Raw genomic sequence first — 23,060 nt, forward strand, 5'->3', positions numbered from 1 at the left:
GGCGCATCGCTCTGAGCTTAGCGCCTTAAGAGGCAGGTGCAGCGCTGCGCTGCACAGCTGCCAGCAAGGCCGTGGCACTGGCGCCACGGCAATCCACAATGTGTTGGGCGCCGGCCGCTCGCGCTTGCTCGGCTACCCGCGGGCTTGGCACGAACAACGGCACATGCGCCAAACGTGGCCAATCTGCACCTGCCAGCTGCCGCAAGTGTGCAAAACCCTGCCCACTGCTGACCACTAGGCCATTGAGGCGTTCCGCTTCGATCTGGCGTACCAGTGTGCCTGGCGGGTACTGCGGCAGGCAGCGGCGATACAGTTCCAGATAATCGACACTAGCACCTTGCTCAACAAGACGCTCTGCCAGCAGTTCACGACCTCCGACACCGCGGATGATCAAGACCCGTGAATCCGCCCTGGCGGTAGCCTTACGCAGATCGGGTAGCTCAAGCAAGGCCTCGCTGTCGTCACCTGCAGTAGGGTAAGTCACCAAAAGCCCAACATCCTCAAGCACGCGGGCGGTCGCTTCACCCACCGTGAACCAGCCCTCGCGGGGTGCCTGCAGGCCGGTCTGGGCGAGCCGTTCGAGCAATAAGCGGGCAGCCGGCTTGCTTACCACGATGAAAGCCTGATAGCGCTGCAGCTCGCTCAGGCGCAGGGTTTGTGGCGCATCCAGGGCAACTGGCTCGATCGCCAACAGCGGCAGGCTGCTGCTGGCGATACCGGCAAGCGCCAGGCTGTGCGCCAGTGCCGCACAATCCTCTTCAGGTCGGGTCAGCAGCAGGCGCCAGGGGCTCACGGATGGCCAGCCTCGCCATAGACTTCCTTGAGGATCGCCTCGGCACCCTGCCCCAGCAGGTCTTCGGCGACCTGCACGCCCAAGGCTTCGGCTTGCGTGCGCGGCGCACGCGCCTCGGCGACCAGCAAGGTGCCACCACTCGGTTGCCCCACCAGGCCACGCAGCCACAGCTGCTCGCCTTCGAGCACCGCGTAGCAGGCAATCGGCACTTGGCAGCCGCCATTGAGGTGTTTGTTGAGCGCGCGCTCGGCCACCACTCGGTCGGCGGTATCAATGTGGTGCAGTGGCGCCAGCAAGGCGTGGATTTCACTGTCGGCGCTGCGGCATTCGATACCTACCGCACCCTGGCCACCGGCTGGCAGGCTGTCGTCGACGCTGATGCTGGAAGTAATACGGTCTTCAAAACCCAGGCGAATCAAACCGGCAGCGGCGAGGATAATGGCGTCGTACTCACCCGCATCGAGCTTGGCCAGGCGGGTATTGACGTTGCCGCGCAGGAACTGGATCTTAAGATCCGGCCGACGCGCCAGCAGTTGGGCCTGACGACGCAGGCTGGAGGTGCCGACGACGCTGCCCGCTGGCAGCGCTTCAAGACTGGCGAAGCGGTTGGAAACGAACGCATCACGCGGGTCTTCGCGTTCACAGATGCAATACAGACCCAGGCCTTGCGGGAAGTCCATGGGTACATCTTTCATCGAATGCACAGCGATGTCGGCTTCGTTGTCCAGCAGCGCGGTTTCCAGCTCCTTGACGAACAAGCCCTTGCCGCCAATTTTCGCCAGCGGCGCGTCGAGCAACTTGTCGCCGCGGCTGACCATGGGCACCAAGCTCACCCGCAGGCCTGGATGAGCCTGTTCCAGGCGCGCTTTGACGTATTCGGCCTGCCACAGGGCCAGGGCACTTTTACGGGTTGCAATGCGGATTTCGCGAGTGGACATGTAACGCCCCGATACAGAGAGATGCTGTCGATGATAACAGCTCCTCCGGGTCTGCCTGCAGACCCAGATCAGCAATCGACGGCCCTCGCCGCAAAGGCGCAGTGCTGCCCTGCGCGAGCAGCTGGCAGGGTTGTGTCAGTGCAGCCCCTGCATCATCTTGCGCACGCCGGCCACATGCCGGCGGCTGACCGTCAGCGCATCACCGTCCAGCCCTTTGAGGAACAGCTGGAAATGCCCAAGCGGCGTGCGCTGCAGACGCTCGATACGCTCGCGGGCCACCAGCGCATTGCGGTGAATCCGCACGAAGCGTTCGCCGAACTCGTCCTCAAGCGCCTTGAGCGGTTCATCGAGCAATACTTCCCCGGCCTCGTGGCGCAGGGTGACGTACTTGTGGTCGGCGATGAAATAGATGACTTGCGGCAGGGGGATCAACTCGATGCCCTTGCGCGTTCGCGCGCTGATATGGCTACGCGGATTGCCACCGCCTTCATTGGCTGGGCGTGTCAGCGCTGCCAACTCGGCGCGGTTGGGTTTTTCGGCTTTACGCAGGGCATCACGCAGCGCCTGCGGCTGAATCGGCTTGGCGACGTGGCTGAGCTTACTGTCCTTGAAAGCTTCGCTGTCGTATTCATCGCCGGCGGTGCAGAACACCACAGCTGGCGGCGCTTCGCGTTCGCACAAGCGTGCAGCGACTTGCAAGCCATCAAGGCCGGGCATGTCGATATCCAGCAGGACCACGTCGGGCTTGTGGCTTTCGATCAGGGCCAAAGCCTCATCGCCGTTGGTGGCGCTGGGCTCCAGCACTGTGTAGCCCTCCAGCTCGCCTAGCAAGCGGCTTAGGCGTTCGCGGGCTTGGGGTTCGTCATCAACGATCAGGACATTCATAATTGCGCTGGATTCCTGAATGAGTCTCGCACGGGTATAGCGTAGACAGGTGTGGGTCGACCGACACCGCGGTCACGCTCTAGACCGATGCAATGGCCAAAGATTCACTAGTCCGGCAGATTCACTGCCAGTCCTTTGTCCAACTGTAGACGGTCCGTGGAACACTGCCGTTCAATCGCTAAATATCCTTACGCAAGACAGGGTCTGGGGTTTTCTCGCGATTTCAATCGACCGGCGCCCTGCGGCAGCCCGCGCAACCCTGCTATTATCGGCGCCACTTTTTATCGTTCACGCCTTCAACGAGTGAATCCATGAGCACCGACAAGACCAATCAGTCCTGGGGCGGCCGCTTCAGTGAGCCCGTCGACGCCTTCGTCGCCCGTTTCACCGCCTCGGTCGATTTCGACAAGCGCCTGTACCGCCACGACATCATGGGTTCGATCGCCCACGCCACCATGTTGGCGCAGGTCGGCGTACTCAGCGACGCCGAGCGCGACACCATCATCGATGGCCTGAAGACCATCCAGGGCGAAATCGAGGCCGGCAACTTCGACTGGCGCGTCGACCTGGAAGACGTGCACATGAACATCGAAGCGCGCCTGACCGACCGCATCGGCATCACCGGCAAGAAGCTGCACACCGGCCGTAGCCGTAACGATCAGGTGGCCACCGACATCCGCCTGTGGCTGCGTGACGAGATCGACTTGATCCTGGCCGAAATCACGCGCCTGCAGCAGGGCCTGCTGGAGCAAGCCGAGCGTGAGGCCGAGACCATCATGCCGGGCTTCACCCACCTGCAAACCGCGCAGCCTGTCACCTTCGGCCACCACCTGCTGGCCTGGTTCGAGATGCTCAGCCGTGACTACGAGCGTCTGGTCGACTGCCGCAAGCGCGCCAACCGCATGCCCCTGGGCAGCGCCGCGCTGGCCGGCACCACCTACCCGATCGATCGCGAACTGACCTGCAAGCTGCTGGGCTTTGAAGCAGTGGCTGGCAACTCGCTCGATGGCGTCTCCGACCGTGACTTCGCCATCGAATTCTGCGCCGCCGCCAGCATTGCCATGATGCACCTGTCGCGCTTCTCTGAAGAGCTGGTGCTGTGGACCAGCGCCCAGTTCCAGTTCATCGACCTGCCTGATCGCTTCTGCACCGGCAGCTCGATCATGCCGCAGAAGAAGAACCCGGACGTACCGGAGCTGGTACGCGGCAAGAGCGGCCGCGTGTTTGGCGCCCTGACCGGCCTGCTGACCCTGATGAAAGGCCAACCACTGGCCTACAACAAGGACAACCAGGAAGACAAAGAGCCGCTGTTCGACGCCGCCGATACCCTGCGCGACTCGCTGCGGGCCTTTGCCGACATGATCCCGGCGATCAAGCCACGTCACGCGGTCATGCGTGAAGCGGCGCTGCGTGGTTTCTCCACCGCGACCGACCTGGCCGATTACCTGGTACGCCGCGGCCTGCCGTTCCGTGATTGCCACGAGATCGTTGGCCATGCGGTGAAGTACGGTGTCGATACCGGTAAAGACTTGGCCGAGATGAGCCTGGACGAGTTGCGCCAGTTCAGCGATCAGATCGAGCAGGATGTATTTGCCGTGTTGACCCTGGAAGGCTCGGTCAATGCGCGTAATCACATCGGCGGGACTGCACCGGCGCAGGTGCGTGCGGCTGTAGTGCGCGGCAAGGCGTTGCTGGCTGCGCGATAAGCTTCCTTGCGAGGGCTTCGCCCTCGTTCGCGGGCAAGCCCGCTCCCACAGGGACTGCGCTGAATCCGTAGTCGACGCGGCCCTTTTCGCAGGGGCTGCGCAGAATCCACAATCGGCGCGGTCCCTCTCACCGGGACTGCGCGCAGCCCACAATCGACGCGATCCCTGTGGGAGCGAGCTTGCTCGCGAAGGGCCGCAAAGCGGCCCCACTGCAGCCAACTCACTGACCTAAAGATCAGCGCTTCTTGCTGATCATCTCCAGGAAGCCCGGCATCGCCGCTGCTTTATCTGCGACAATCGTCGCCATGTGCGGGTTATCCCCCATCAGCGCCAGCAGCGCCTTGGCCTGCGGGAAGTCTTCCAGCAAGTCCAGGTTCAACACCTTCTTGCCCACCGCACAGGCCAAATCGACCGAGAAACAGAACATCAGGTCGGCGAGGGTCAACTGCTCGCCAGCAACATACGGGGCGAACTTGCCATTACGCTTGAGCGTGGCAAACCCGGCAATCAGCTCGGCACGCGCCTTTTCCTTGACCAGCGGCTCGACCGCCTGGCCAAAGAACGCCTCGGGGTAGCAGGTACGCGCGGGAAGTTCGATATACAACTCGATCTCCTTGAGCAGCTCGCGCACCTTGGCCTGGCCGAAGGCATCGGCTGGGAGCAGCGGCTTGCCAGGTTGGGTCTGCTCGATATAGTCGAGGATCACACTGGTTTCACTGATAAAGCCATGTTCAGTCTCCAGCGTCGGCACCTTGCCACGTGGGCTGATAGCCAGGGCCTGGGGTGTTTGCCCGCCAAAGAAGGTCACCTCCTCGAACGGCAGGCCCTTCTCCAGCAAGGCCAGCTTGACCATGTTGTAGTAGTTACTGACCGAAAATCCGTGAAGCTTGAGCATTGATACAGCCTCCAGGCCGTGTGGGGATGGCCCCGGTGTTATAGCCGCAACCCCTCGCCATGACCAGCGTCATGCACCGCGTCGATGGCCGGGCATTGCCTGCGCGAGCATGGCAAACTGTGCACTTCACTACAGGAGCACCGCCATGAGCGAACCCCGCGACATCGATACTGATGAAGAAGAAGCCTTCGCCGAGGCCACCCTGACCCAGGCCATCGAAAACCAGATTGAAAGTGGCGAGCCCCCCGCCGCCAAGGCCACCTTCAACAAGCTGACCCTGGTCGGCTACGAGCGCGAAGACATCCTCAACCTGATGGCTCACGTGTTGGCCATCGAGATTGACGCCCTGCTCGACGAAGATCGCCCGTTCAATACCGAGTGGTACGAAAACGCCTTGCGGGCACTGCCGGAGCTGCCACCTGAGGCGGATCAAGGCGACCAGTAAAAAGTCTGACTACACTCCACGCTCAGGCACCCATTGCGGTGCCCCATCCTTGTCTGGAAGTCAGGAGTCGCCATGTCCCTTACCCCCGAGCTGATCGCTGAACTGGAAGTCCTTGCCCTGTTCAATCTGGACAGCAGCCAGGAAGGCATCCAAGTCCACAATAACGCTTCCCCCGCGCTGATCGCCGCCGCCAAGCGCCTGCACGAAAAGGAACTGACCGACCAGCCCGATGGTGGTTATCTGACCAGCCTGGGACGTGATGCGGCTGAGCATGTTCAGTCACTGCTGATCATTCTGAAAAGCGCAGAGACCGCCTGATTTGTGTAATCCTGTTCGCGGCCAAGCCCCCTCCCCTACATAGCCCTGTAGGCGCGGGCTTGCCCGCGAAGAGGCCTACAGCCACGCTAGAAATCTGACGCCAAAAATTCACATAACCCTTATCCGACTTCCCCGCTCAGGCTAAACTCGCCACAGCCCCGGCCTGACCCTGAGTGCGCAATGAACCACCCCCACGAAATTCGCCCCGATCTGGATGAAGGCATCGACCGCAAGGTGCTGGCGAAATTGCGCGCGCGCTTTCTGCTCATCAATAACGGCCGACTGGAACGGGCGATGGACGGCCTGTCGACACGCCAGCAGCAGGTGCTCACGCTGTTACCGCTATTGTTCCACGTCAACCACCCCCTGCTACCGGGGTATGTCAGCGGCAACACCCCCGCCGGTGTGTCAGGCTTCGAGCCTGAGCCCGAGCGGGTTGCAGAAGCCCAGCGCCTGGCCCGCTCGTTCACCCACAAGCCGCGCCTGGGCAATGCGCCACGGCCCATTCACGGTCTGTTCCTGATGGGCAGCCTGGGCACCCTGGCCCAAGCCGAACACAGCGACATGGACCTCTGGGTCTGCCACGCCCCGGACCTTGGTGAGGGCGCACTGGCGGAGCTCAGACGCAAATGTCAGCTGCTTGAAGCCTGGGCGATGAGCCTGGGCACCGAGGCGCACTTTTTCCTGATCGACCCGCAGAACTTCGTCCAAGGCGAGCGCGACAGCCAGCTCAGCTCCGATGACTGCGGCACCACCCAGCATTATCTATTGCTCGACGAGTTCTATCGCACCGCGATCTGGCTGGCCGGGCGCACCCCGCTGTGGTGGTTGGTACCCGTGTATGAAGAGCACAATTACCAGGCGTACACGCAAACCCTGCTGTCCAAACGGTTCATTCGCGCCGACCACGATCTGGACCTTGGCCACCTGGCGCACATCCCGGCAGGCGAGTTTGTCGGAGCCGGCCTGTGGCAGCTGTTCAAGGGCATCGACTCACCGTACAAATCGCTGCTCAAGTTACTGCTGACCGAGGTCTATGCCAGCGAACAGCCAGCCGTGCGCTGCCTGAGCCTGGATTACAAACAGGCGGTGTTCGCCAACCAGCTCGACCTCGATGCGCTCGACCCTTACGTGATGGTCTATCGCCGCATCGAGCAATACCTGCAGCGGCGCGGTGACCCGCAGCGCCTGGAGCTGGTGCGCCGCAGCCTGTACCTGAAGATCAACAAGAAACTCAGCGGCCTTGGCCGTTCGCGCAATGGCGGCTGGCAGCGGCGCTTGCTCGCCCGACTGGTCGAGGAATGGGGCTGGGACGAACGCCAATTGGCCCTGCTCGACAGCCGCAGCCAGTGGAAGGTGCGCCAGGTCGCGGTCGAGCGCCGGGAGCTGGTCGCCGAGCTCAACCACAGCTACCGCTTCCTCAGCCAGCTCGCCCGCGAGCAGAACGCCAGCAGCCGCGCCGACCAGCGCGACCTCAATGTGCTAGGACGCAGACTGTACGCGGCGTTCGAGCGCCGTGCCGGCAAGATCGAAGTGATCAACCCAGGGATCGCCCCGGATCTGGCTGAAGATACCCTGACCCTGGTGCAATCACCCAACCGCAAGGAGCCAGGCACCCACCACTGGGGCCTGTACAACGGCAACCTGGGCGTGCACGAGTGGGAGCATTTCAGCCCGATCAAGCGCTGCCGCGAACTGCTCGAGCTGCTGACCTGGGCGCACCGCAATGGCGTGATCGACAGCAGCACGCGGCTCGCTCTGCACCCCGGCGTCAGTGACTTGAGCGAGTTCGAGCTGTTCAACCTGCTGGGCAGCTTGCAGCAGAGCATCGCCCTGCCGCTGGAGCCAGTCAGCGAGGTGCGTCTGCTGCAACCAAGCGTGGCCGACGAGATCCTCCTGCTGGTCAACGTTGGCCTGGACCCCCTGCGCCACCACCGTGACCTGAACATCCTGATGACCACCGAACGGACCGACTCGCTGAGTTATGCCGGCGTGCGTGAGAACCTGGTACTCAGCCTCGACCAGATCACCCTCAACAGCTGGAACGAAGTGCTGGTGCAGCGCTATGACGGCGAGCATGCCCTGATGCGCTGTCTACGCGACTTCCTCAACAGCCTGGGCCAGCGCAGTCATCGCCCGCGAGTGCGGGTGCGCTGCTTCTGCCATAACCGCGCCCAGGCAATCGCCCAGCGGGTCGAGGAACTGTTCGACACCGCGCAACTGCTGCTCGATCAAAACTTGAACCACCGCTACTTGGTGCAGATTGCCCAAGACACCCACGTATTGGAGCTGCTGCCTGGGCATGTCACCTTGGCCACCCTGGCCAACCATGAAGACGTGCTCAGCTACCTGGGCGAGGAACGCGGCCAGTACAGCCCCTTGCACCTGGATGCCAATGCCCTGCAGGACCACGACCTGCCGCGGATTCTTGAGCTCGGCCAGCCGCAGTGCATCCAGGTGTTCTACCGTCTGCTCGAGGGCTGGGCCGACCTGTATGTGCTGGATGAATACAATGCGCTTTGGCAACAGCGCCTGCCGCTGGATGATGAAACCCACCTGCTGCTGCCGCTGCAGCGCTTCCTGCGCTCGGTGGTGATGCGACGCGATGCCAGATTGCCGCTGGACAGCCTGCAGCAAGCGTCATTGCAGATCGACTACTACCAGTTACTGCCCTCGGGATCAGGAAAGGTCCGCAGCCTCGAGCCGCGTCCGGCGCCAACCGACGGCAGCGTCCAGCCCTATTACGAGGTCCAGGCGATTGTCCAGGCTGGTATTGGCGACGCAGTGCATATCACGCTGTATTGCGACCAGCAGGAGTTCTCGCAACTGGATCATGGCGACCAGTTGTATGCCGTGGTCGCACGGCAGATCCTCGGACAGCGCCGTAGTGCCGGCAGTTATCGCTGCTATATCACCGATTTGGATCTGTCCGAATTGCTAGCCGATGAGCAGGGGTCGACCTGCCTCTACCTGCGCTACAAAAGCGAACTGGAGCAGGCGTTGAATGCAGGCCTGGCGCAATTGCAGGCGTCACTGGAGCCCTGACTGCCCCATCGCGGCACAAGCCCACTCCGACAGCCCTGGAGGAGCGGGCTTACCCGGCGATGAAGTCACGTCGTTTTCAAAGATCGAAGTCGCCAGCCGCTTCCGGCTGGTACTCAACCTCAAGCAGCTTGAGTTTGAGGGTCTTGCCAGCCGGTGCCGGCCAATCGATCTGGTCGCCCACCGACAGCCCCAGCAGCGCGCAGCCAATGGGCGCAAGGATCGAGACATTGCCTTCGGGCCCCGCGTCTTTCGGATACACCAGGGTCAGGTGGTAGTCCTTGCCACTGGCTTCTTCACGGCAGTGCACGCGCGAATTCATGGTCACCACCCCAGCCGGGACCTCCTCGTGACCGACCACCTTGTCGGCGCGGTCAAGCTCGGCCATCAAGGCCTCCACACCTGGCGTGTTTTCATCGAGGCTGTCGATCAGACGCTCGAGACGTTGCACGTCCAATCGGGTGAGGATGAGGGAAGGTTTGGTGCTCATGATCCAGTCAGACTCCTTGTTCATCAGGCAAATTGTGGTGGGCAGATAAAGCAAAACCCCGCCCAAGGGCGGGGTTTGTGAATGCTTTCGGCAGCACCGACGCAGAGCCCGACAGTATCACAGCCGGGTAAATACTCAAGCCCGGGCGCGCTGGGCCTCGGCTTCGCGGCAAATCTGCCGGCGCCGTTCGTCGTCGGCCGAGCGCCATTCGCGGATATGCTCGACATGGCGGTGGCAACCGGTGCACACCCGCTGCTCATCCAACCGACAAACGCTGATGCACGGCGACTTCACCGCGGTGCTGACATTACTGTAGAGCGGCTTGGGTGGCCGCGGCTGCTCGCTCATCTCAGATCTCGTCGAAGTCCAGCTTCTCGCCGACCCGCTCCCAAACGATGCGCTCGAGCATTTCGCCGAGCAGCTCCTCGCTTTTCTCGCAGACCCACTTCTTGCTTTCTTCGTCGTAGTCGAAGTGGAAGCCCCCGGATTTGTCAGCCAGCCACAGTTGGCGCAGCGGCTCCTGGCGGCTGAAGATCAGCTGGCTGCCGTTGTCGAACTTGATGGTCAGCACGCCGGCGGAGTTTTCCATGTCCAGGTCCAGGTCGGTTTCATCGAACAGGTCTTCCAGGGCCTGTTGGGTCGCGTCGACCAGATCGTGGAAACGCGCTTCGCTCAAACTCATTACACAAACCTCGAAATTGGCTGCTTACGGCAAGCGGGGCACGATACGGACGCTGGCCGGCGAATGCAAAGGATAACCCAATCTCGAGGCAGGCCCGCGCCCGCCAGGCGGACCGGCCCTTGCATAGGCAATCAGGCAGGCGCTCGGTATACTCGGGCGCAATACTGCATATTTCAAGGATTTCACCAATGAAGCGCCTGATTTCCTCCCTCGCGGCGCTGGTCGCGGTTGCCTGCCTCGTTTCGGCCTGCGGTCAGAAGGGCCCCCTGTACCTGCCGGAAGACGGCAAGAACGGCAAAGCCAACAAATCGCACCAGCACCAGCACGCTCAGCCCTCGCAGCAGCCAGCGCCGCAGCCAGAGCAAGAACCCGAGCAGCAGCCAGCGCAGTAAGGAAATCCAATGGACGCTTTCAACTACCGCGACGGCCAGCTGTTCGCGGAAGGCGTGGCCCTCTCGGCCATCGCCGAACGGTTCGGTACGCCGACCTACGTTTACTCGCGCGCTCACATCGAGGCGCAATACCGCAGCTACACCGATGCCCTGCAAGGCGTCGAGCACCTGGTGTGCTTCGCGGTCAAGGCCAACTCCAACCTCGGCGTGCTGAACCTGCTGGCCCGCTTGGGCGCAGGCTTCGATATCGTCTCTGGCGGTGAGCTGGAGCGGGTCTTGGCCGCTGGCGGTCGGGCTGACCGCGTGGTGTTCTCCGGTGTCGGCAAGACCCGCGAAGACATGCGTCGCGCCCTGGAAGTCGGCGTGCACTGCTTCAACGTCGAATCCACCGATGAGCTGGAGCGCCTGCAAGTGGTGGCCGCCGAGATGGGCAAGGTTGCCCCGGTCTCGCTGCGGGTCAACCCGGACGTCGATGCCGGTACCCACCCGTACATCTCCACCGGCCTCAAGGAAAACAAGTTCGGTATCGCCATCGCCGATGCCGAAGAAGTCTACGTGCGCGCCGCGCAGCTGCCGAACCTGGAAGTGGTCGGCGTCGACTGCCATATCGGTTCGCAGCTGACCACCCTGGAGCCGTTCCTCGATGCCCTCGACCGCCTGCTGGCGTTGATCGACCGCCTCGGTGAGTGCGGCATCCTGCTGCGCCACCTGGACCTGGGCGGCGGCGTCGGCGTGCGTTATCGCGACGAAGAGCCGCCGCTGGCCGGCGACTACGTCAAGGCCATCCGCGAACGCGTCGGCGACCGTGACCTGGCCCTGGTGTTCGAACCAGGCCGCTACATCGTGGCCAACGCCGGCGTCCTGCTGACCCGCGTCGAATACCTCAAGCACACTGAACACAAAGATTTCGCCATCGTCGATGCGGCGATGAACGACCTGATCCGCCCAGCCCTGTACCAGGCCTGGATGGGCGTCAGCGCGGTCCAGCCGCGTGACGGCGAAGGCCGTGCCTACGACCTGGTCGGGCCGATCTGCGAGACCGGCGACTTCCTCGCCAAGGACCGCGTGCTGAACCTGGCCGAAGGCGATCTGCTGGCCGTCGAGTCGGCGGGCGCCTATGGTTTTGTCATGAGCTCGAATTACAACACCCGTGGCCGCTGCGCCGAGGTGCTGGTCGACGCTGACCAGGCCTTCGAGGTACGTCGCCGCGAGACCATTGCTGAACTGTTCGCTGGCGAAAGCCTGCTGCCGGAGTGAAACCATGCTGCTGCGTTTCACCAAGATGCACGGCCTGGGCAACGACTTCATGGTCCTCGACCTGGTCAGCCAGCACGCGCACATCCAGCCCAAGCACGCCAAGCAATGGGGTGATCGGCACACCGGCATCGGTTTCGACCAGCTGCTGATCGTCGAGGCGCCGAACAATCCCGACGTGGATTTCCGCTACCGGATCTTCAACGCCGACGGTTCCGAGGTCGAACAGTGCGGCAACGGCGCGCGCTGCTTTGCGCGCTTCGTGCTGGACAAGCGCCTGACCGCGAAAAAACTGATCCGCGTCGAAACCAAAGGCGGCATCATCGAGCTGGACGTGCGCAACGACGGGCAGATTTGTGTCGACATGGGGCCGCCACGGTTCAATCCGGTGGATATTCCGTTCGAGGCGCCCGAACAGGCCCTGAGCTATCCGCTGGAAATCGACGGCCAGAGCTATTCGATCGCCGCCGTCTCGATGGGTAACCCACATTCGGTACTGCGCGTCGACGACGTGCAAACCGCGCCCGTACACGCGCTGGGCCCGAAGATCGAAAACCACCCGCGCTTCCCACAACGGGTCAACGCCGGCTTCATCCAGGTCATCGACCGTCACCGCGCCAACCTGCGGGTTTGGGAACGCGGCGCCGGCGAAACCCAGGCCTGCGGTACCGGCGCCTGCGCCGCTGCGGTGGCCGCCATCAGCCAGGGCTGGATGGATTCGCCGGTGTCCATCGATCTGCCAGGCGGACGCCTGAGCATCGAATGGGCTGGCCCAGGCCAACCGGTGTTGATGACCGGCCCGGCCGTACGTGTCTACGAAGGACAGGTTCGTCTCTAAGCGAGTAACCGCCATGACCGATCAGCCACAGGTTGTACCCGAACAAACCACCGACCTCGATGCCGAGGCGGTGGTGGCTTACCTGCGTGCCCACCCGACGTTCTTCGCCGAGCACGACGAACTGCTCATAGAGCAACGTATCCCCCACCAGCGCGGCGACAGCGTGTCGCTGGTGGAGCGCCAGCTCAAGCTGCTGCGCGACCGCAACATCGAGATGCGCCATCGTCTGTCGCAACTGATGGACGTGGCCCGCGACAACGACCGCTTGTTCGATAAAACCCGCCGGCTGATTCTCGACCTGCTCGATGCCAGTAGCCTGGAAGAAGTGGTGATGGCCGTCGAAGACAGCCTGCGCCAGGAATTCCAGGTGCCCTTCGTCAGCCTGATCCTGTTTGGCGAGAACGCCACGCCCGTCGGCCGCTGGGTCAGCAACAGCGAGGCGCAACAGGCCATCGGGGCTCTGCTGGGCAGCGGCAAGACCGTCAGCGGCAACCTGCGCGAACACGAGCTGGCCTTCCTGTTCGGTGACGAGCAGCGCAAGGAAGTCGGTTCCAGTGCGGTCGCGACGCTGGAATACCAGGGCCTGCACGGCGTCCTGGCCATCGGCAGCCGCGATCCGCAGCACTACAAAAGCACGGTCGGCACGTTGTTCCTCAGCTACATCGCCGAAGTGCTCGGCCGGGTCGTCCCGCGCCTGACCCAGACCCTGCGACCGGTGCGCTGATGGAGCGCCAGCTGGAGGCTTATTGCGCACACTTGCGCAACGAGCGCCAGGTGTCGGAACACACCCAGCTGGCGTACCGTCGCGACCTGGAAAAGGTCCTCGAATACTGCAACAGCCAGGGCATCGCCAGCTGGCAAGCGCTGCAGATACAGCAGATGCGCCAGCTGGTGGCGCGCCAGCATCACCATGGCCAGTCTTCACGTAGCATCGCCCGACTGCTGTCGGCAGTGCGCGGGCTGTATCGCTACCTCAACCGCGAAGGCGTTTGCACGCACGACCCAGCCAATGGTCTGTCGCCGCCCAAGGGCGAAAAGCGCCTGCCCAAGGCACTGGACACCGACCGCGCCCTGCAACTGCTCGAAGGCGGCGTCGATGACGACTTCATCGCCCGCCGCGACCAGGCCATTCTTGAGCTGTTCTACTCCTCAGGCCTGCGCCTATCGGAATTGACCAACCTCGATCTTGAGCATTTGGACCTGGCCGCTGGGTTGGTCCAGGTCCAGGGCAAGGGCAACAAGACCCGCGTTCTGCCAGTCGGTCGCAAAGCCCGCGAGGCGTTGCAAGAGTGGCTCAAGCTGCGCGGCATCAGCGCCCCCCGTGACAACGCGGTGTTCTTGAGCCGCCAAGGCCGGCGCCTGGGCCCACGGGCCATCCAGCTGCGGGTCAAGGCGGCCGGAGAGCGCGAGCTGGGCCAGCACCTGCATCCCCACATGCTTCGCCATTCTTTCGCCAGCCATTTGCTGGAATCGTCCCAGGACCTGCGCGCCGTGCAAGAGATGCTCGGCCATGCCGACATCAGCACCACGCAGATCTATACCCACCTGGACTTCCAGCACCTGGCCGCGGTGTACGACAGCGCCCACCCCCGGGCCAAACGCAGCAAAGGCACAGACTCATGAGCATCAAGCTGATTACCTTCGACCTGGACGACACCCTGTGGGACACCGCACCGGTCATTCTCAGCGCCGAAACCGTCCTGCGCGACTGGCTCGAAGCCAACGCCCCGCGCCTGGGCGGTGTGCCGGTCGAGCACCTGTATGCCATCCGCGAACGCCTGGTCCAGGCTGAGCCTGGGCTCAAGCACCGCATCAGCGCCCTGCGCCGGCGGGTGCTGTTCCATGCTCTGGAAGAGGTCGGCTATAGCGAGCAGCAGGCCCAGGCATTGGCCAACGAAGGCTTCGAGGTGTTCCTGCATGCGCGGCATCAGGTCGAGGTATTCCCTGAAGTGCAGCCGGTACTGGAGATCCTGCGCCACCACTACACCCTAGGCGTGGTCACCAATGGCAATGCCGACGTCAGCCGGATCGGCTTGGCGGATTACTTCAAGTTCGCCCTGTGCGCCGAGGACCTGGGGATTGGCAAGCCAGACCCGGCGCCCTTCCTCGAAGCGCTCAAGCGCGGTGAAGTGCAGGCGGCGCATGCCGTGCACATTGGCGACCATCCTGGCGATGACATCGCCGGGGCCCAGCGCGCCGGTTTGCGCGCGGTGTGGTTCAACCCGCAAGGCAAGGCCTGGGCCGGCGAGAAAGCGCCGGACGCGGAGATTCAGCGGCTGTCGCAATTACCCGAGGTGCTAGCGCGCTGGCGCTGAGGCAATCAGCAAGCACTCAAGCGACTGGGTGGGAGCGGGCTTGCCCGGCGCCATCACCCACAAAAAAGCCCGCAGCGACGGCGGGCTCTTTTGCAAACAACCACTCAGATAGGGCGGCTGCCGTATTTGTTGTCCGGCTTCTTGGGCGGATCGGCGACCACGTTGGCCTCCACTTCCTGCACCTTGCCACCGCGCGACAGAAACTCTTCCATCGCCTTGGCCAGCGCATCACGCTCCTTTTGCTTGGCTTCCATGCTCGGCATCTCGTCTACCGAGACCGCCGCCTTGGACTTGCCCTTGGCAACCGGAGCGGGGCTATCGTCGCCAGCGTCTTCCGCGCCGTCGTCAGCCGCAGCTTCCAGGCCGTCATCCGCCTCGTCTTCGTCGCCTACTTCGAGGTCATCATTTTCCAGATCGTCGTCGCTCATGTTCTACCTCATGACTTGCGAAAAGCAGGTTAGTTATAGACCAGTGCAGCCGTAGACCGGCCGCCACCGGTGAAAATTCAACTGGCCGTGGGTTGGCCACTGCCCTGGGCATCCGCCTCCGGATGGGCGGCGGGACCCTGCAGGCCCTGCTCCTGGCAGGACCTGACGAAATCTTTTGAGCCCTTGCTGGCCATACGATATTGGCAAGCCTAGCAAAGGGTAGCGAAGTGTGGGGACTACTCGTCTAACACCCTTCGGCGCGCATTCTAGCGTGCTCGCAGAAAAAGCAAAGCTCCATAAACGCCCTATGTGTTGTAAGTTTTTTGCGCGCGTCGCAAACGGCGCAGATAAACCGTTTGCTGTGCGCGAAACTGCAAAATTCAGACAAAAAAATGCCCGGCGAACCGGGCAAGTTTTTCCAGCGTCGCAGTTACAGGTTGTAGCCGCGTTCGTTGTGTTGAGCCAGGTCGAGGCCGACCGACTCTTCTTCTTCGTTGACCCGCAGGCCCATCAGCACATCCAGCACCTTGAGAATCACGTAGGTGACGATGGCGGTGTAGACCACGGTGAAGATCACGCCTTTGGCCTGGATCCAGAACTGCGCGCCGATGTCCTCGACCGCGCCGAAGCCGCCCAGGGCCGGTGCTGCGAACACGCCGGTCAGCAGCGCGCCGACGATGCCGCCGATGCCGTGCACGCCGAAGGCGTCCAGCGAGTCGTCATAGCCCAGCTTGCGCTTGAGGCTGGTGGCGCAGAAGTAGCAGATCACACCCGAGGCCAGGCCGATCACCAGGGCGCCCATCGGGCCGACGGTGCCAGCGGCCGGGGTGATGGCGACCAGACCGGCAACCACACCCGAAGCGATGCCCAGGGCGCTCGGTTTGCCATGGAAGATCCACTCGGCGAACATCCAGCCCAGCGCCGCAGCAGCGGTGGCGATCTGCGTGACCAGCATGGCCATGCCCGCAGTGCCGTTGGCCGCAGCCGCGGAGCCTGCGTTGAAGCCGAACCAGCCGATCCACAGCATGGCTGCGCCCATCAGGGTGTAGCCCAGGTTGTGCGGGGCCATTGGCGTGGTTGGGTAGCCTTTGCGCTTGCCCAGTACCAAGCAGCAGACCAGGCCTGCAATACCGGCGTTGATGTGCACCACGGTGCCGCCAGCGAAGTCCAGTACGCCCCAGTCCCACATCAGCGCGCCGTCACCGCTCCAGACCATGTGCGCAATCGGCGCATACACCAGGGTGAACCACACGGCCATGAAGATCAGCATCGCCGAGAACTTCATCCGCTCGGCGAAGGCACCGACGATCAGCGCCGGAGTGATGATGGCGAAGGTCATCTGGAAGGTGATGAACACCGCTTCCGGGAAGGCAGCGGTCAGGCTGTCAGGGGTAACGCCATTGAGGAAGGCTTTGGAGAAGCCGCCGACAAAGGAACTGAAATTGAGAACGCCTTTTTCCATACCGGTGGTATCGAAAGCCAGGCTGTAGCCGTAGACCATCCACAGGATGCTCATCAGGCCGGTAATGGCAAAGCACTGCATCATTACCGACAGCACGTTCTTGGAGCGGACCATGCCGCCGTAGAACAGGGCCAGGCCCGGAATGGTCATGAACAGGACCAACGCCGTCGCCGTGAGCATCCAGGCGGTATCGCCGGAGTTCAGCGTGGGGACAGCTTCCTCGGCCAGGGCGAGGCCTGGCATTGCGAGGGACAATAGGGCTCCTAGCCCTGCGATCTTACGCAGAGTCATGTTGTTTTCTCCTGGGGCGTTGGGTTTGGTGAGGCTTTTTTTGTTGCTTAGATCGCGTCGGTATCGGTTTCGCCGGTACGGATGCGGATCGCCTGCTCCAGATTGACTACGAAAATCTTGCCGTCACCGATCTTGCCGGTGTTGGCGGCCTTGGTGATGGCCTCGATTACCCGGTCCAGGTCCTTGTCGTCGATGGCAACGTCGATCTTCACCTTGGGCAGGAAGTCGACCACGTATTCAGCACCGCGATACAGCTCGGTGTGGCCCTTCTGCCGACCGAAGCCTTTGACTTCGGTGACGGTGATGCCCTGCACGCCGATTTCCGACAGCGACTCGCGCACGTCGTCCAGCTTGAACGGCTTGATGATGGCAGTGACTAGCTTCATGAAACTCTCTCCCGATTTGGTGGACTTGCCCCAGGAAAACAAACCCGTCTCAAGTCTAAGCGCAGCGCCCGGCTTTGTAACGCATCGTTGGCACCCTCCTCACCGTCGATGCACGCCTCGACGGTGCTGAACAGCCTTTCGGCTCGGCCTGCGCACTGCCTGGTCACAAGGAACTGCATCAGTGCATGGCTCGCAGAGGTCTTTGCAGAAACCTTGCCAGGTCGGATAAACCGCCCAAAAACAGCTTGTTGCGTGAAACACGAAGGATTGGCCAGTCGCCACCAGCAAAAACATGCACAACTTCGGTGCGCGTCATTCAGGGGCGCTGCGCAAAAACTGTGCAACGCAGGGGCAGCCAGAGAGCCAAAGGTGGCGTGCTACACTGGCGCTCTTTTCACTGATCAAGCGGACAGCCGAACATGCTCGCGCCCAAAGCCCTACTCGACGCCCTCAGCGACCAAGCCTCACGCCTGTTCAGCGGCGACACCGCGCAACCACGCGCCGAACTGGAAAGCCAGTTCAAAGTCCTCATGCAAAGCGCCTTCAGCAAGCTGGACCTGGTCAGCCGCGAAGAATTCGACAGTCAGATGGTGGTCCTGGCGCGCACCCGTGCACGCCTGGAGGCTCTGGAGAAACAGGTCGCCGAGCTGGATGCGCGGATGGCTCCCGCTGCGGCGCCCCAGCCAACAGCGGATCCCGCAGCAGATTGACGCAGGCCGTCATTTAGGGTCGTTAGCCCTGCCCCGCCAGGGGGCAGGCGCCGGGGCCTGAATTTTGTTTTATACCAAGATTATCTTTTTAGGTATAAATTATACCAAGCGAGATAATTTAGGATAATTCGATGAGCCCTTCCCGCCCGATCTTCAAACGAGAGCTATTGGCCAAGACACTTGCCAACGATCTGGCCGGGGAATCGCTGGTCGACTATAGCTCGGGGATGTTCCTGGCAGCCCCGCGGCGTACGGGTAAGAGTACCTTCCTCAACAACGACCTGATCCCGGAGTGCGCACGCCGTGGCTGGCTGCCGGTGTATGTCGACCTCTGGGCAGACCGCGAAGCAGACCCCGCCGACTTGATCAGCGCCGCCATCGGTAACGCCTTGGGCCAATACCAAAGCGCGTTCGAAAAAGTCGCCAAGAAGGCGGGAATCGACAAGATCAACTTGCTCCGTACCCTGAGTTGGGATTTCAGCAAGCCGCGCCTGCCACAAGGCACCACCCTGGCTCAGGCACTGGGGGTATTGCATGCGGTAGCGGGCAAGATGGTCGTGCTGGTGATCGATGAAGCGCAGCACGCGCTCAATACCGAAAGCGGCATCAACGCCATGTTTGCCCTCAAGGCTGCCCGCGACCAGCTCAACCGCGGCAGCGACCCGGATGGCCTACGGTTGGTATTCACCGGATCAAGTCGCGACAAACTGGCCAACCTGGTACTCAAAAGCAAACAGCCCTTCTATGGCGCCAACATCACGCCCTTTCCGCTCCTGGGCAAAGAGTTCGTCGCATTCATCACCCAGGTGTGGAACCAACGCCTGGCCGCTACCAACCAGTTCAAGGTCGAAGATCTCGAGTATGCATTCGGCCTGGTCGGCAGACGCCCGGAAATGCTCGCCAAATTGCTCGCGGAAGTCAGTGTCGGCTTGGGCGAAGCGGGCAATCTTGGCGAGTTGCTGAAAACCGGTGCACTCAATCACCAGGCCGGGGTCTGGAGTGATTACGAAAGTGCCTTCAACGAGCTTTCGCCCTTGCAGCAGGCGGTATTGGCGGTGATGGCGCGGCGCGTCATCGACAAACAGCCGTTTTCGCCGTTCAGTGAACAGACCTTCACAGAAATCAACCGTCGGCTGGAGCTGGGCCAGAACCTGCCGAACGCGACGGCTCCCAATGTGCAGAAAGCCCTTGAGGTGCTGCGCGAGCAAGAGCTGGTATGGAAAGCCAATCGCGGCGAATACGCATTGGAAGATTCCGCCATGGCCGAGTGGCTGACCAGAGCGTAAGCCGCGCACCTGCGCTTGCCGGTAAAACCTCGACTCACTCTTTCCAGTTGCCTCGGTGACGGCGCCGCTACGCTTTGAAAAGCCGCAGGAGGCGGCCTACATCTCAGCGACCACGGAGTGTCCATGTCCCTTGCCCTTGTCCACAGCCGCGCCCAGGTCGGCGTGCAGGCGCCGGCTGTCAGCGTTGAAACCCATCTGGCCAACGGCCTGCCCAGCCTGACCCTGGTCGGTTTGCCGGAAGTGACGGTCAAAGAAAGCAAGGACCGCGTGCGCAGCGCCATCGTCAATGCCGGTCTGAACTACCCCGCCAGGCGCATCACCCAGAACCTCGCCCCCGCCGACCTGCCCAAGGATGGCGGACGCTACGACCTGGCCATTGCCTTGGGCATCCTCGCCGCCGATGGCCAGGTCCCGGTAGCTACCCTGAGCGACATCGAATGCCTGGGAGAGCTTGCCCTCTCGGGGGCAGTGCGCAGCGTGCAAGGCGTGCTACCCGCCGCGCTCGCTGCCCGCGAGGCCGGTCGCGCCTTGGTGGTGCCGCGCGATAACGCCGAAGAAGCGAGCTTGGCGAGCGGGCTGGTGGTGTATGCCATCGGCCATTTGCTGGAACTGGTCGCTCACCTCAATGGCCAGGTGCCGCTGCCACCTTATGCTGCCAATGGCCTGGTCCTGCAGAGCAGGCCTTACCCAGACTTGAGCGAGGTGCAAGGCCAAATCGCGGCAAAACGCGCCCTGCTGGTAGCGGCGGCAGGTGCGCACAACCTGCTGTTCACCGGCCCGCCAGGTACTGGCAAGACCCTGCTCGCCAGCCGCTTGCCGGGTTTACTGCCGCCGCTGGATGAACACGAAGCGCTGGAAGTTGCCGCCATCCAGTCAGTCAGCGGGCGCACACCCTTGAACAGCTGGCCACAGCGACCCTTTCGCCACCCGCACCACTCGGCCTCCGGGCCGGCCCTGGTCGGCGGTGGCAGTCGTCCACAGCCAGGCGAGATCACCCTGGCCCATCACGGCGTGTTGTTTCTGGACGAACTGCCCGAGTTTGAACGCCGGGTGCTTGAGGTGCTACGCGAGCCGCTGGAATCGGGCGAAATCGTCGTCGCCCGGGCCAAGGACAAAGTCCGCTTCCCTGCCCGCTTCCAGTTGGTGGCGGCAATGAACCCCTGCCCCTGTGGTTACCTGGGCGACCCCAGCGGACGCTGTCGCTGCAGCACCGAGCAGATCCAGCGTTATCGCAACAAGCTCTCCGGCCCGCTGCTCGACCGCATCGACCTGCACCTGACCGTGGCCCGCGAAAGCACCGTGCTGACCAACACCCCCAGCGGTGAGACCAGCGCCAGCGTCGCCCGCGTGGTCGCCGAAGCTCGCGACGTACAGCAGCGCCGCCAAGGCTGCGCCAATGCCTTTCTCGACCTCGAGGGTCTGCGCCGGCACTGCCCCTTGAGCGGCGAAGACCAGCGTTGGCTGGAAAACGCCTGCGAACGCCTGACGTTGTCGCTGCGCGCGGCGCACCGATTACTGAAGGTCGCACGGACCTTGGCCGACCTGGAACAGGTGCAGGACATCGCACGCACGCATCTGGCCGAGGCGTTGCAGTATCGGCCGGGGTCCTGACAGGAGCGGGCTGGGATGCCCATACACCGATTCAATCCCAGCCATAGCAGCAATATATTTTGCGCGCTAACTATTTGCGCTCAATATTACCTCCAGACAGCAAGCAGTCGTCGCCCACTACCGACTCATCTGGAGAACGATCATGACCCTTCGCAAAAGCTTCGCCATTGCCGCTACCACCTTCGCCGTTGCCAGCAGTGCCAGTGTCTTCGCCCAATCCGGTGAAGTCCGCGCCTACCACTACGGCATGGACATCGATCAGGTGATCAGCGTGCAGGCCCCGGCAAACCCTCAAGGCCACAGCAGTACCGCCACACTCACCTACCGCGACAGCAATGGCCAGGTACACCAGGTGAGCTACAGCCAACCCAACACCCTCGCCAATCAGAACTGAACGTGAGTCAGACACACCGAACAGGGCCGCTTTGCGGCCCTTTCGCATTAAAAGGCCATCACCAAAATAGAAACATCTTGTAATATTTAGCGTGTAATTTTAGTTGTACGACATCCTATCTACTGTGTTCGACTGCGCCAGCTCTCACAACAAAAATAACGGAGACACCATCGATGACGAGCATACCTTCCGTGGAGGGCAAAACTGCCACGCCCTCGCAAAGCCGCCTTTCTCGGGTAGTCAAACTGCTCGGGCCGGGCATCATTGCCGTGCTGTCCTGGCTCGGCGCAGGTGATCTGATCACCTCGTCGGTGGCCGGGGCCAACTACGGTTACGCGATGATGTGGGTGCTGGCAGTGTCACTGCTGCTTCGCTACCTGATCGTCAACATCATTGCCCGCTTCCAGCTGTGCAATAACCAGGGCATGACCATTCTCCAGGGTTACGCCCAACTGCATCCGGTGTTTGCCTGGTTCATGCTCGGCTATGCCTTGCTCATGGGCCATCTGATGAATGCCTACATGATCAAGGGTGCTGGTGAAGCGCTGGCGATGCTGCTGCGCATCGACTATCCGCTGCTGTGCTCGATGGCCGTGGTGCTGGCGGTATGGATGCTGGTCGGGCGCAATATCTACTCGATGATCGAAGGGGTGATGAAGCTGCTGCTGGCAGTGATGACCCTGGCGTTTCTCGCCCTGGCGGTGATGTCTGGCCCAGATGTGGTCGGCATCGTCAAAGGCACCATCGGCTTTAGCATCCCTGCTGATGAGGGCGTGCACGGCGCCATGCTGGTCGCGGTGTCGGTGATCGGTGCGGTGGCAGGGTCGGTGGCCAACTTCGTCCACCCGTACGTGATGCGCCAGAAAGGTTGGACCGGCCCGCAGCACAAGCGTGTACAGCGCAATGACCTGCTGTTCGCGGTGTTCGTCGGCATCGTGATCAACCTGGCGATCTGGATCGTCGGCGCAGAAATCCTGCGTCCCAATGGCATCGAAGTGAACACCCTGGGCGACCTGGGCAAGGCCCTGGAAATGTTCTTCGGCCCGATCGGTTGGTACATTTTCTTCATCGGCGTGTTCGCGACCTTGTTCGCCAGCATCTCGGGCAAGACCACTGCCTTCCCGATGCTGATTACCGATGCCTTCCAGCACGTGCGGCCACAGCGACGTGAGCGCTATGGCAAGGAGTTCCACAAGGACCCGGCGCACCGCTGGTTCATGCTGTTCATCCTGGTCACGCCGCTGATCTGGTCGATCCCCGGCATGCCGGACTTCGTCACCCTGACCATCGGGGTCAGCGCACTGAACATCGTCGGTTTGCCGGTGATCTCGCTGGGCTTGCTGATCATGTCCAACCAGAAGTCGTTGCTGAGCAAGGAGTACCGCAACAACCTGTTCGAGAACATTGCCCTGGCCTTCGCCACCGGCCTTGCGTTGTGGGTAGCGTTCCAGCTGGGTGTGGATCTGTTCACTTAAGTCATCGTACAACGTGACCGGGGT

General features: G+C 62.3%; 25 protein-coding genes. 15 read left to right on the top strand and 10 right to left on the bottom strand.

The genetic code is table 11. The features are described from left to right. Positions 1–25: 25 nt before the first annotated feature. The 3 genes from OIU19_RS05140 to OIU19_RS05150 all read right to left on the bottom strand — a co-directional run bounded on the left by OIU19_RS05140 (position 26) and on the right by OIU19_RS05150 (position 2,616). A complete protein-coding gene (locus OIU19_RS05140) occupies positions 26–793 on the bottom strand; it encodes a uroporphyrinogen-III synthase (protein WP_264233879.1) in 768 nt (255 codons plus the stop codon). Further along, positions 790–1,731, bottom strand: coding sequence for a hydroxymethylbilane synthase (gene hemC / locus OIU19_RS05145; RefSeq protein WP_264233881.1), 942 nt, complete (start codon positions 1,729–1,731; stop codon positions 790–792). Before hemC ends, OIU19_RS05140 begins: the two co-directional genes overlap by 4 nt. Before the next feature lie 135 nt (positions 1,732–1,866). Beyond that, the gene (locus tag OIU19_RS05150; protein WP_264233883.1) at positions 1,867–2,616 is read right to left on the bottom strand and encodes a LytTR family DNA-binding domain-containing protein; all 750 of its coding nucleotides are present in this window, start codon (positions 2,614–2,616) and stop codon (positions 1,867–1,869) included. Between the two features lie 311 nt (positions 2,617–2,927). On the opposite strand from OIU19_RS05150, the gene argH reads away from it, so the two are divergent. Then, complete coding sequence (gene argH / locus OIU19_RS05155; RefSeq protein ID WP_264233885.1) at positions 2,928–4,322, top strand: argininosuccinate lyase; 1,395 nt, start codon at positions 2,928–2,930, stop codon at positions 4,320–4,322. 235 nt (positions 4,323–4,557) lie between these two features. Here the strand turns inward: argH and OIU19_RS05160 are convergent, their stop codons facing one another. Continuing rightward, positions 4,558–5,217: a glutathione S-transferase gene (locus tag OIU19_RS05160; protein ID WP_264233887.1), complete on the bottom strand. Its 660-nt coding sequence runs from the start codon at positions 5,215–5,217 to the stop codon at positions 4,558–4,560. A 145-nt stretch (positions 5,218–5,362) separates the two neighbouring features. Between OIU19_RS05160 and OIU19_RS05165 the strand changes: the two genes are divergently transcribed. From OIU19_RS05165 to OIU19_RS05175, 3 genes are all read left to right on the top strand, one after another. Beyond that, entirely contained in the window at positions 5,363–5,662 is a 300-nt protein-coding gene (locus OIU19_RS05165) for a hypothetical protein (protein WP_186552941.1), read from the top strand. Positions 5,663–5,734: 72 nt separating this feature from the next. Then, positions 5,735–5,980, top strand: a complete 246-nt coding sequence (locus OIU19_RS05170; protein ID WP_186552942.1) for a TIGR02647 family protein — start codon at positions 5,735–5,737, stop codon at positions 5,978–5,980. A gap of 180 nt (positions 5,981–6,160) precedes the next feature. After that, positions 6,161–9,025, top strand: a complete 2,865-nt coding sequence (locus OIU19_RS05175) for a class I adenylate cyclase (RefSeq protein WP_264233890.1) — start codon at positions 6,161–6,163, stop codon at positions 9,023–9,025. Positions 9,026–9,101: 76 nt separating this feature from the next. On the opposite strand, the gene rnk is transcribed toward OIU19_RS05175, so the two are convergent. The 3 genes from rnk to cyaY all read right to left on the bottom strand — a co-directional run bounded on the left by rnk (position 9,102) and on the right by cyaY (position 10,194). Next, positions 9,102–9,512: a nucleoside diphosphate kinase regulator gene (gene rnk, locus OIU19_RS05180; RefSeq protein WP_264233893.1), complete on the bottom strand. Its 411-nt coding sequence runs from the start codon at positions 9,510–9,512 to the stop codon at positions 9,102–9,104. A 135-nt stretch (positions 9,513–9,647) separates the two neighbouring features. Further along, positions 9,648–9,860 carry a DUF1289 domain-containing protein gene (locus OIU19_RS05185; RefSeq protein WP_264233895.1) on the bottom strand — a complete coding sequence of 71 codons (213 nt, stop codon included), beginning with the start codon at positions 9,858–9,860 and terminating at the stop codon, positions 9,648–9,650. A gap of 1 nt (position 9,861) precedes the next feature. After that, the gene (gene cyaY / locus OIU19_RS05190; protein ID WP_264233897.1) at positions 9,862–10,194 is read right to left on the bottom strand and encodes an iron donor protein CyaY; all 333 of its coding nucleotides are present in this window, start codon (positions 10,192–10,194) and stop codon (positions 9,862–9,864) included. 188 nt (positions 10,195–10,382) lie between these two features. Here cyaY and OIU19_RS05195 point away from each other — a divergent pair, with 188 nt between their 5' ends. From OIU19_RS05195 to OIU19_RS05220, 6 genes are read left to right on the top strand one after another with little or no spacing between them, the layout of a single operon-like run. Next, positions 10,383–10,586, top strand: coding sequence for a lipoprotein (locus OIU19_RS05195; RefSeq protein WP_264233899.1), 204 nt, complete (start codon positions 10,383–10,385; stop codon positions 10,584–10,586). A gap of 9 nt (positions 10,587–10,595) precedes the next feature. Then, on the top strand, positions 10,596–11,843 hold the full coding sequence (gene lysA / locus OIU19_RS05200) for a diaminopimelate decarboxylase (protein WP_186552949.1): 1,248 nt from the start codon (positions 10,596–10,598) through the stop codon (positions 11,841–11,843). A gap of 4 nt (positions 11,844–11,847) precedes the next feature. After that, a complete protein-coding gene (dapF, locus tag OIU19_RS05205; RefSeq protein ID WP_264233902.1) occupies positions 11,848–12,678 on the top strand; it encodes a diaminopimelate epimerase in 831 nt (276 codons plus the stop codon). A 13-nt stretch (positions 12,679–12,691) separates the two neighbouring features. Then, positions 12,692–13,402, top strand: a complete 711-nt coding sequence (locus OIU19_RS05210; RefSeq protein WP_264233903.1) for a DUF484 family protein — start codon at positions 12,692–12,694, stop codon at positions 13,400–13,402. Next, complete coding sequence (gene xerC, locus OIU19_RS05215; protein ID WP_264233905.1) at positions 13,402–14,301, top strand: tyrosine recombinase XerC; 900 nt, start codon at positions 13,402–13,404, stop codon at positions 14,299–14,301. Before OIU19_RS05210 ends, xerC begins: the two co-directional genes overlap by 1 nt. Next, complete coding sequence (locus tag OIU19_RS05220; RefSeq protein WP_264233907.1) at positions 14,298–14,993, top strand: HAD family hydrolase; 696 nt, start codon at positions 14,298–14,300, stop codon at positions 14,991–14,993. Before xerC ends, OIU19_RS05220 begins: the two co-directional genes overlap by 4 nt. Positions 14,994–15,097: 104 nt before the next feature. Here OIU19_RS05220 and sutA read toward each other — a convergent pair whose 3' ends face one another. The 3 genes from sutA to glnK form a co-directional block, all read right to left on the bottom strand. Then, a complete protein-coding gene (gene sutA, locus OIU19_RS05225; RefSeq protein WP_186552954.1) occupies positions 15,098–15,421 on the bottom strand; it encodes a transcriptional regulator SutA in 324 nt (107 codons plus the stop codon). 430 nt (positions 15,422–15,851) lie between these two features. After that, a complete protein-coding gene (locus tag OIU19_RS05230) occupies positions 15,852–17,174 on the bottom strand; it encodes an ammonium transporter (RefSeq protein ID WP_186552955.1) in 1,323 nt (440 codons plus the stop codon). 47 nt (positions 17,175–17,221) lie between these two features. Then, complete coding sequence (gene glnK, locus OIU19_RS05235) at positions 17,222–17,560, bottom strand: P-II family nitrogen regulator (RefSeq protein ID WP_002555808.1); 339 nt, start codon at positions 17,558–17,560, stop codon at positions 17,222–17,224. 419 nt (positions 17,561–17,979) lie between these two features. Between glnK and OIU19_RS05240 the strand changes: the two genes are divergently transcribed. The 5 genes from OIU19_RS05240 to OIU19_RS05260 all read left to right on the top strand — a co-directional run bounded on the left by OIU19_RS05240 (position 17,980) and on the right by OIU19_RS05260 (position 23,036). After that, on the top strand, positions 17,980–18,270 hold the full coding sequence (locus OIU19_RS05240) for an accessory factor UbiK family protein (RefSeq protein ID WP_264233910.1): 291 nt from the start codon (positions 17,980–17,982) through the stop codon (positions 18,268–18,270). A 131-nt stretch (positions 18,271–18,401) separates the two neighbouring features. Next, positions 18,402–19,556: a hypothetical protein gene (locus tag OIU19_RS05245; RefSeq protein WP_264233912.1), complete on the top strand. Its 1,155-nt coding sequence runs from the start codon at positions 18,402–18,404 to the stop codon at positions 19,554–19,556. 123 nt (positions 19,557–19,679) lie between these two features. Next, positions 19,680–21,167, top strand: coding sequence for a YifB family Mg chelatase-like AAA ATPase (locus OIU19_RS05250; protein ID WP_264233913.1), 1,488 nt, complete (start codon positions 19,680–19,682; stop codon positions 21,165–21,167). A gap of 142 nt (positions 21,168–21,309) precedes the next feature. Beyond that, positions 21,310–21,561, top strand: a complete 252-nt coding sequence (locus OIU19_RS05255) for a DUF2790 domain-containing protein (protein ID WP_264233915.1) — start codon at positions 21,310–21,312, stop codon at positions 21,559–21,561. 173 nt (positions 21,562–21,734) lie between these two features. Beyond that, positions 21,735–23,036 (top strand): Nramp family divalent metal transporter, encoded by a 1,302-nt coding sequence (locus OIU19_RS05260; protein ID WP_186552976.1) that lies wholly within the window; start codon positions 21,735–21,737, stop codon positions 23,034–23,036. The last annotated feature ends 24 nt before the right edge of the window (positions 23,037–23,060 follow it).

The sequence above is a fragment of the Pseudomonas sp. BT-42-2 genome (genome assembly GCF_025847435.2).
Taxonomy (GTDB): Bacteria; Pseudomonadota; Gammaproteobacteria; order Pseudomonadales; family Pseudomonadaceae; genus Aquipseudomonas; species Aquipseudomonas urmiensis.

Coding starts and splice junctions, on each gene's coding strand:
- OIU19_RS05195 (WP_264233899.1), top strand. CDS start 10,383: ATGAAGCGCCTGATTTCCTCCCTCGCGGCGCTGGTCGCGGTTGCCTGC.
- dapF (WP_264233902.1), top strand. CDS start 11,848: ATGCTGCTGCGTTTCACCAAGATGCACGGCCTGGGCAACGACTTCATG.
- argH (WP_264233885.1), top strand. CDS start 2,928: ATGAGCACCGACAAGACCAATCAGTCCTGGGGCGGCCGCTTCAGTGAG.
- xerC (WP_264233905.1), top strand. CDS start 13,402: ATGGAGCGCCAGCTGGAGGCTTATTGCGCACACTTGCGCAACGAGCGC.
- rnk (WP_264233893.1), bottom strand. CDS start 9,512: ATGAGCACCAAACCTTCCCTCATCCTCACCCGATTGGACGTGCAACGT.
- cyaY (WP_264233897.1), bottom strand. CDS start 10,194: ATGAGTTTGAGCGAAGCGCGTTTCCACGATCTGGTCGACGCGACCCAA.
- OIU19_RS05175 (WP_264233890.1), top strand. CDS start 6,161: ATGAACCACCCCCACGAAATTCGCCCCGATCTGGATGAAGGCATCGAC.
- OIU19_RS05170 (WP_186552942.1), top strand. CDS start 5,735: ATGTCCCTTACCCCCGAGCTGATCGCTGAACTGGAAGTCCTTGCCCTG.
- lysA (WP_186552949.1), top strand. CDS start 10,596: ATGGACGCTTTCAACTACCGCGACGGCCAGCTGTTCGCGGAAGGCGTG.
- OIU19_RS05150 (WP_264233883.1), bottom strand. CDS start 2,616: ATGAATGTCCTGATCGTTGATGACGAACCCCAAGCCCGCGAACGCCTA.
- OIU19_RS05160 (WP_264233887.1), bottom strand. CDS start 5,217: ATGCTCAAGCTTCACGGATTTTCGGTCAGTAACTACTACAACATGGTC.
- hemC (WP_264233881.1), bottom strand. CDS start 1,731: ATGTCCACTCGCGAAATCCGCATTGCAACCCGTAAAAGTGCCCTGGCC.
- OIU19_RS05245 (WP_264233912.1), top strand. CDS start 18,402: ATGAGCCCTTCCCGCCCGATCTTCAAACGAGAGCTATTGGCCAAGACA.
- OIU19_RS05255 (WP_264233915.1), top strand. CDS start 21,310: ATGACCCTTCGCAAAAGCTTCGCCATTGCCGCTACCACCTTCGCCGTT.
- OIU19_RS05250 (WP_264233913.1), top strand. CDS start 19,680: ATGTCCCTTGCCCTTGTCCACAGCCGCGCCCAGGTCGGCGTGCAGGCG.
- OIU19_RS05260 (WP_186552976.1), top strand. CDS start 21,735: ATGACGAGCATACCTTCCGTGGAGGGCAAAACTGCCACGCCCTCGCAA.
- OIU19_RS05220 (WP_264233907.1), top strand. CDS start 14,298: ATGAGCATCAAGCTGATTACCTTCGACCTGGACGACACCCTGTGGGAC.
- glnK (WP_002555808.1), bottom strand. CDS start 17,560: ATGAAGCTAGTCACTGCCATCATCAAGCCGTTCAAGCTGGACGACGTG.
- OIU19_RS05165 (WP_186552941.1), top strand. CDS start 5,363: ATGAGCGAACCCCGCGACATCGATACTGATGAAGAAGAAGCCTTCGCC.
- sutA (WP_186552954.1), bottom strand. CDS start 15,421: ATGAGCGACGACGATCTGGAAAATGATGACCTCGAAGTAGGCGACGAA.
- OIU19_RS05230 (WP_186552955.1), bottom strand. CDS start 17,174: ATGACTCTGCGTAAGATCGCAGGGCTAGGAGCCCTATTGTCCCTCGCA.
- OIU19_RS05210 (WP_264233903.1), top strand. CDS start 12,692: ATGACCGATCAGCCACAGGTTGTACCCGAACAAACCACCGACCTCGAT.
- OIU19_RS05185 (WP_264233895.1), bottom strand. CDS start 9,860: ATGAGCGAGCAGCCGCGGCCACCCAAGCCGCTCTACAGTAATGTCAGC.
- OIU19_RS05240 (WP_264233910.1), top strand. CDS start 17,980: ATGCTCGCGCCCAAAGCCCTACTCGACGCCCTCAGCGACCAAGCCTCA.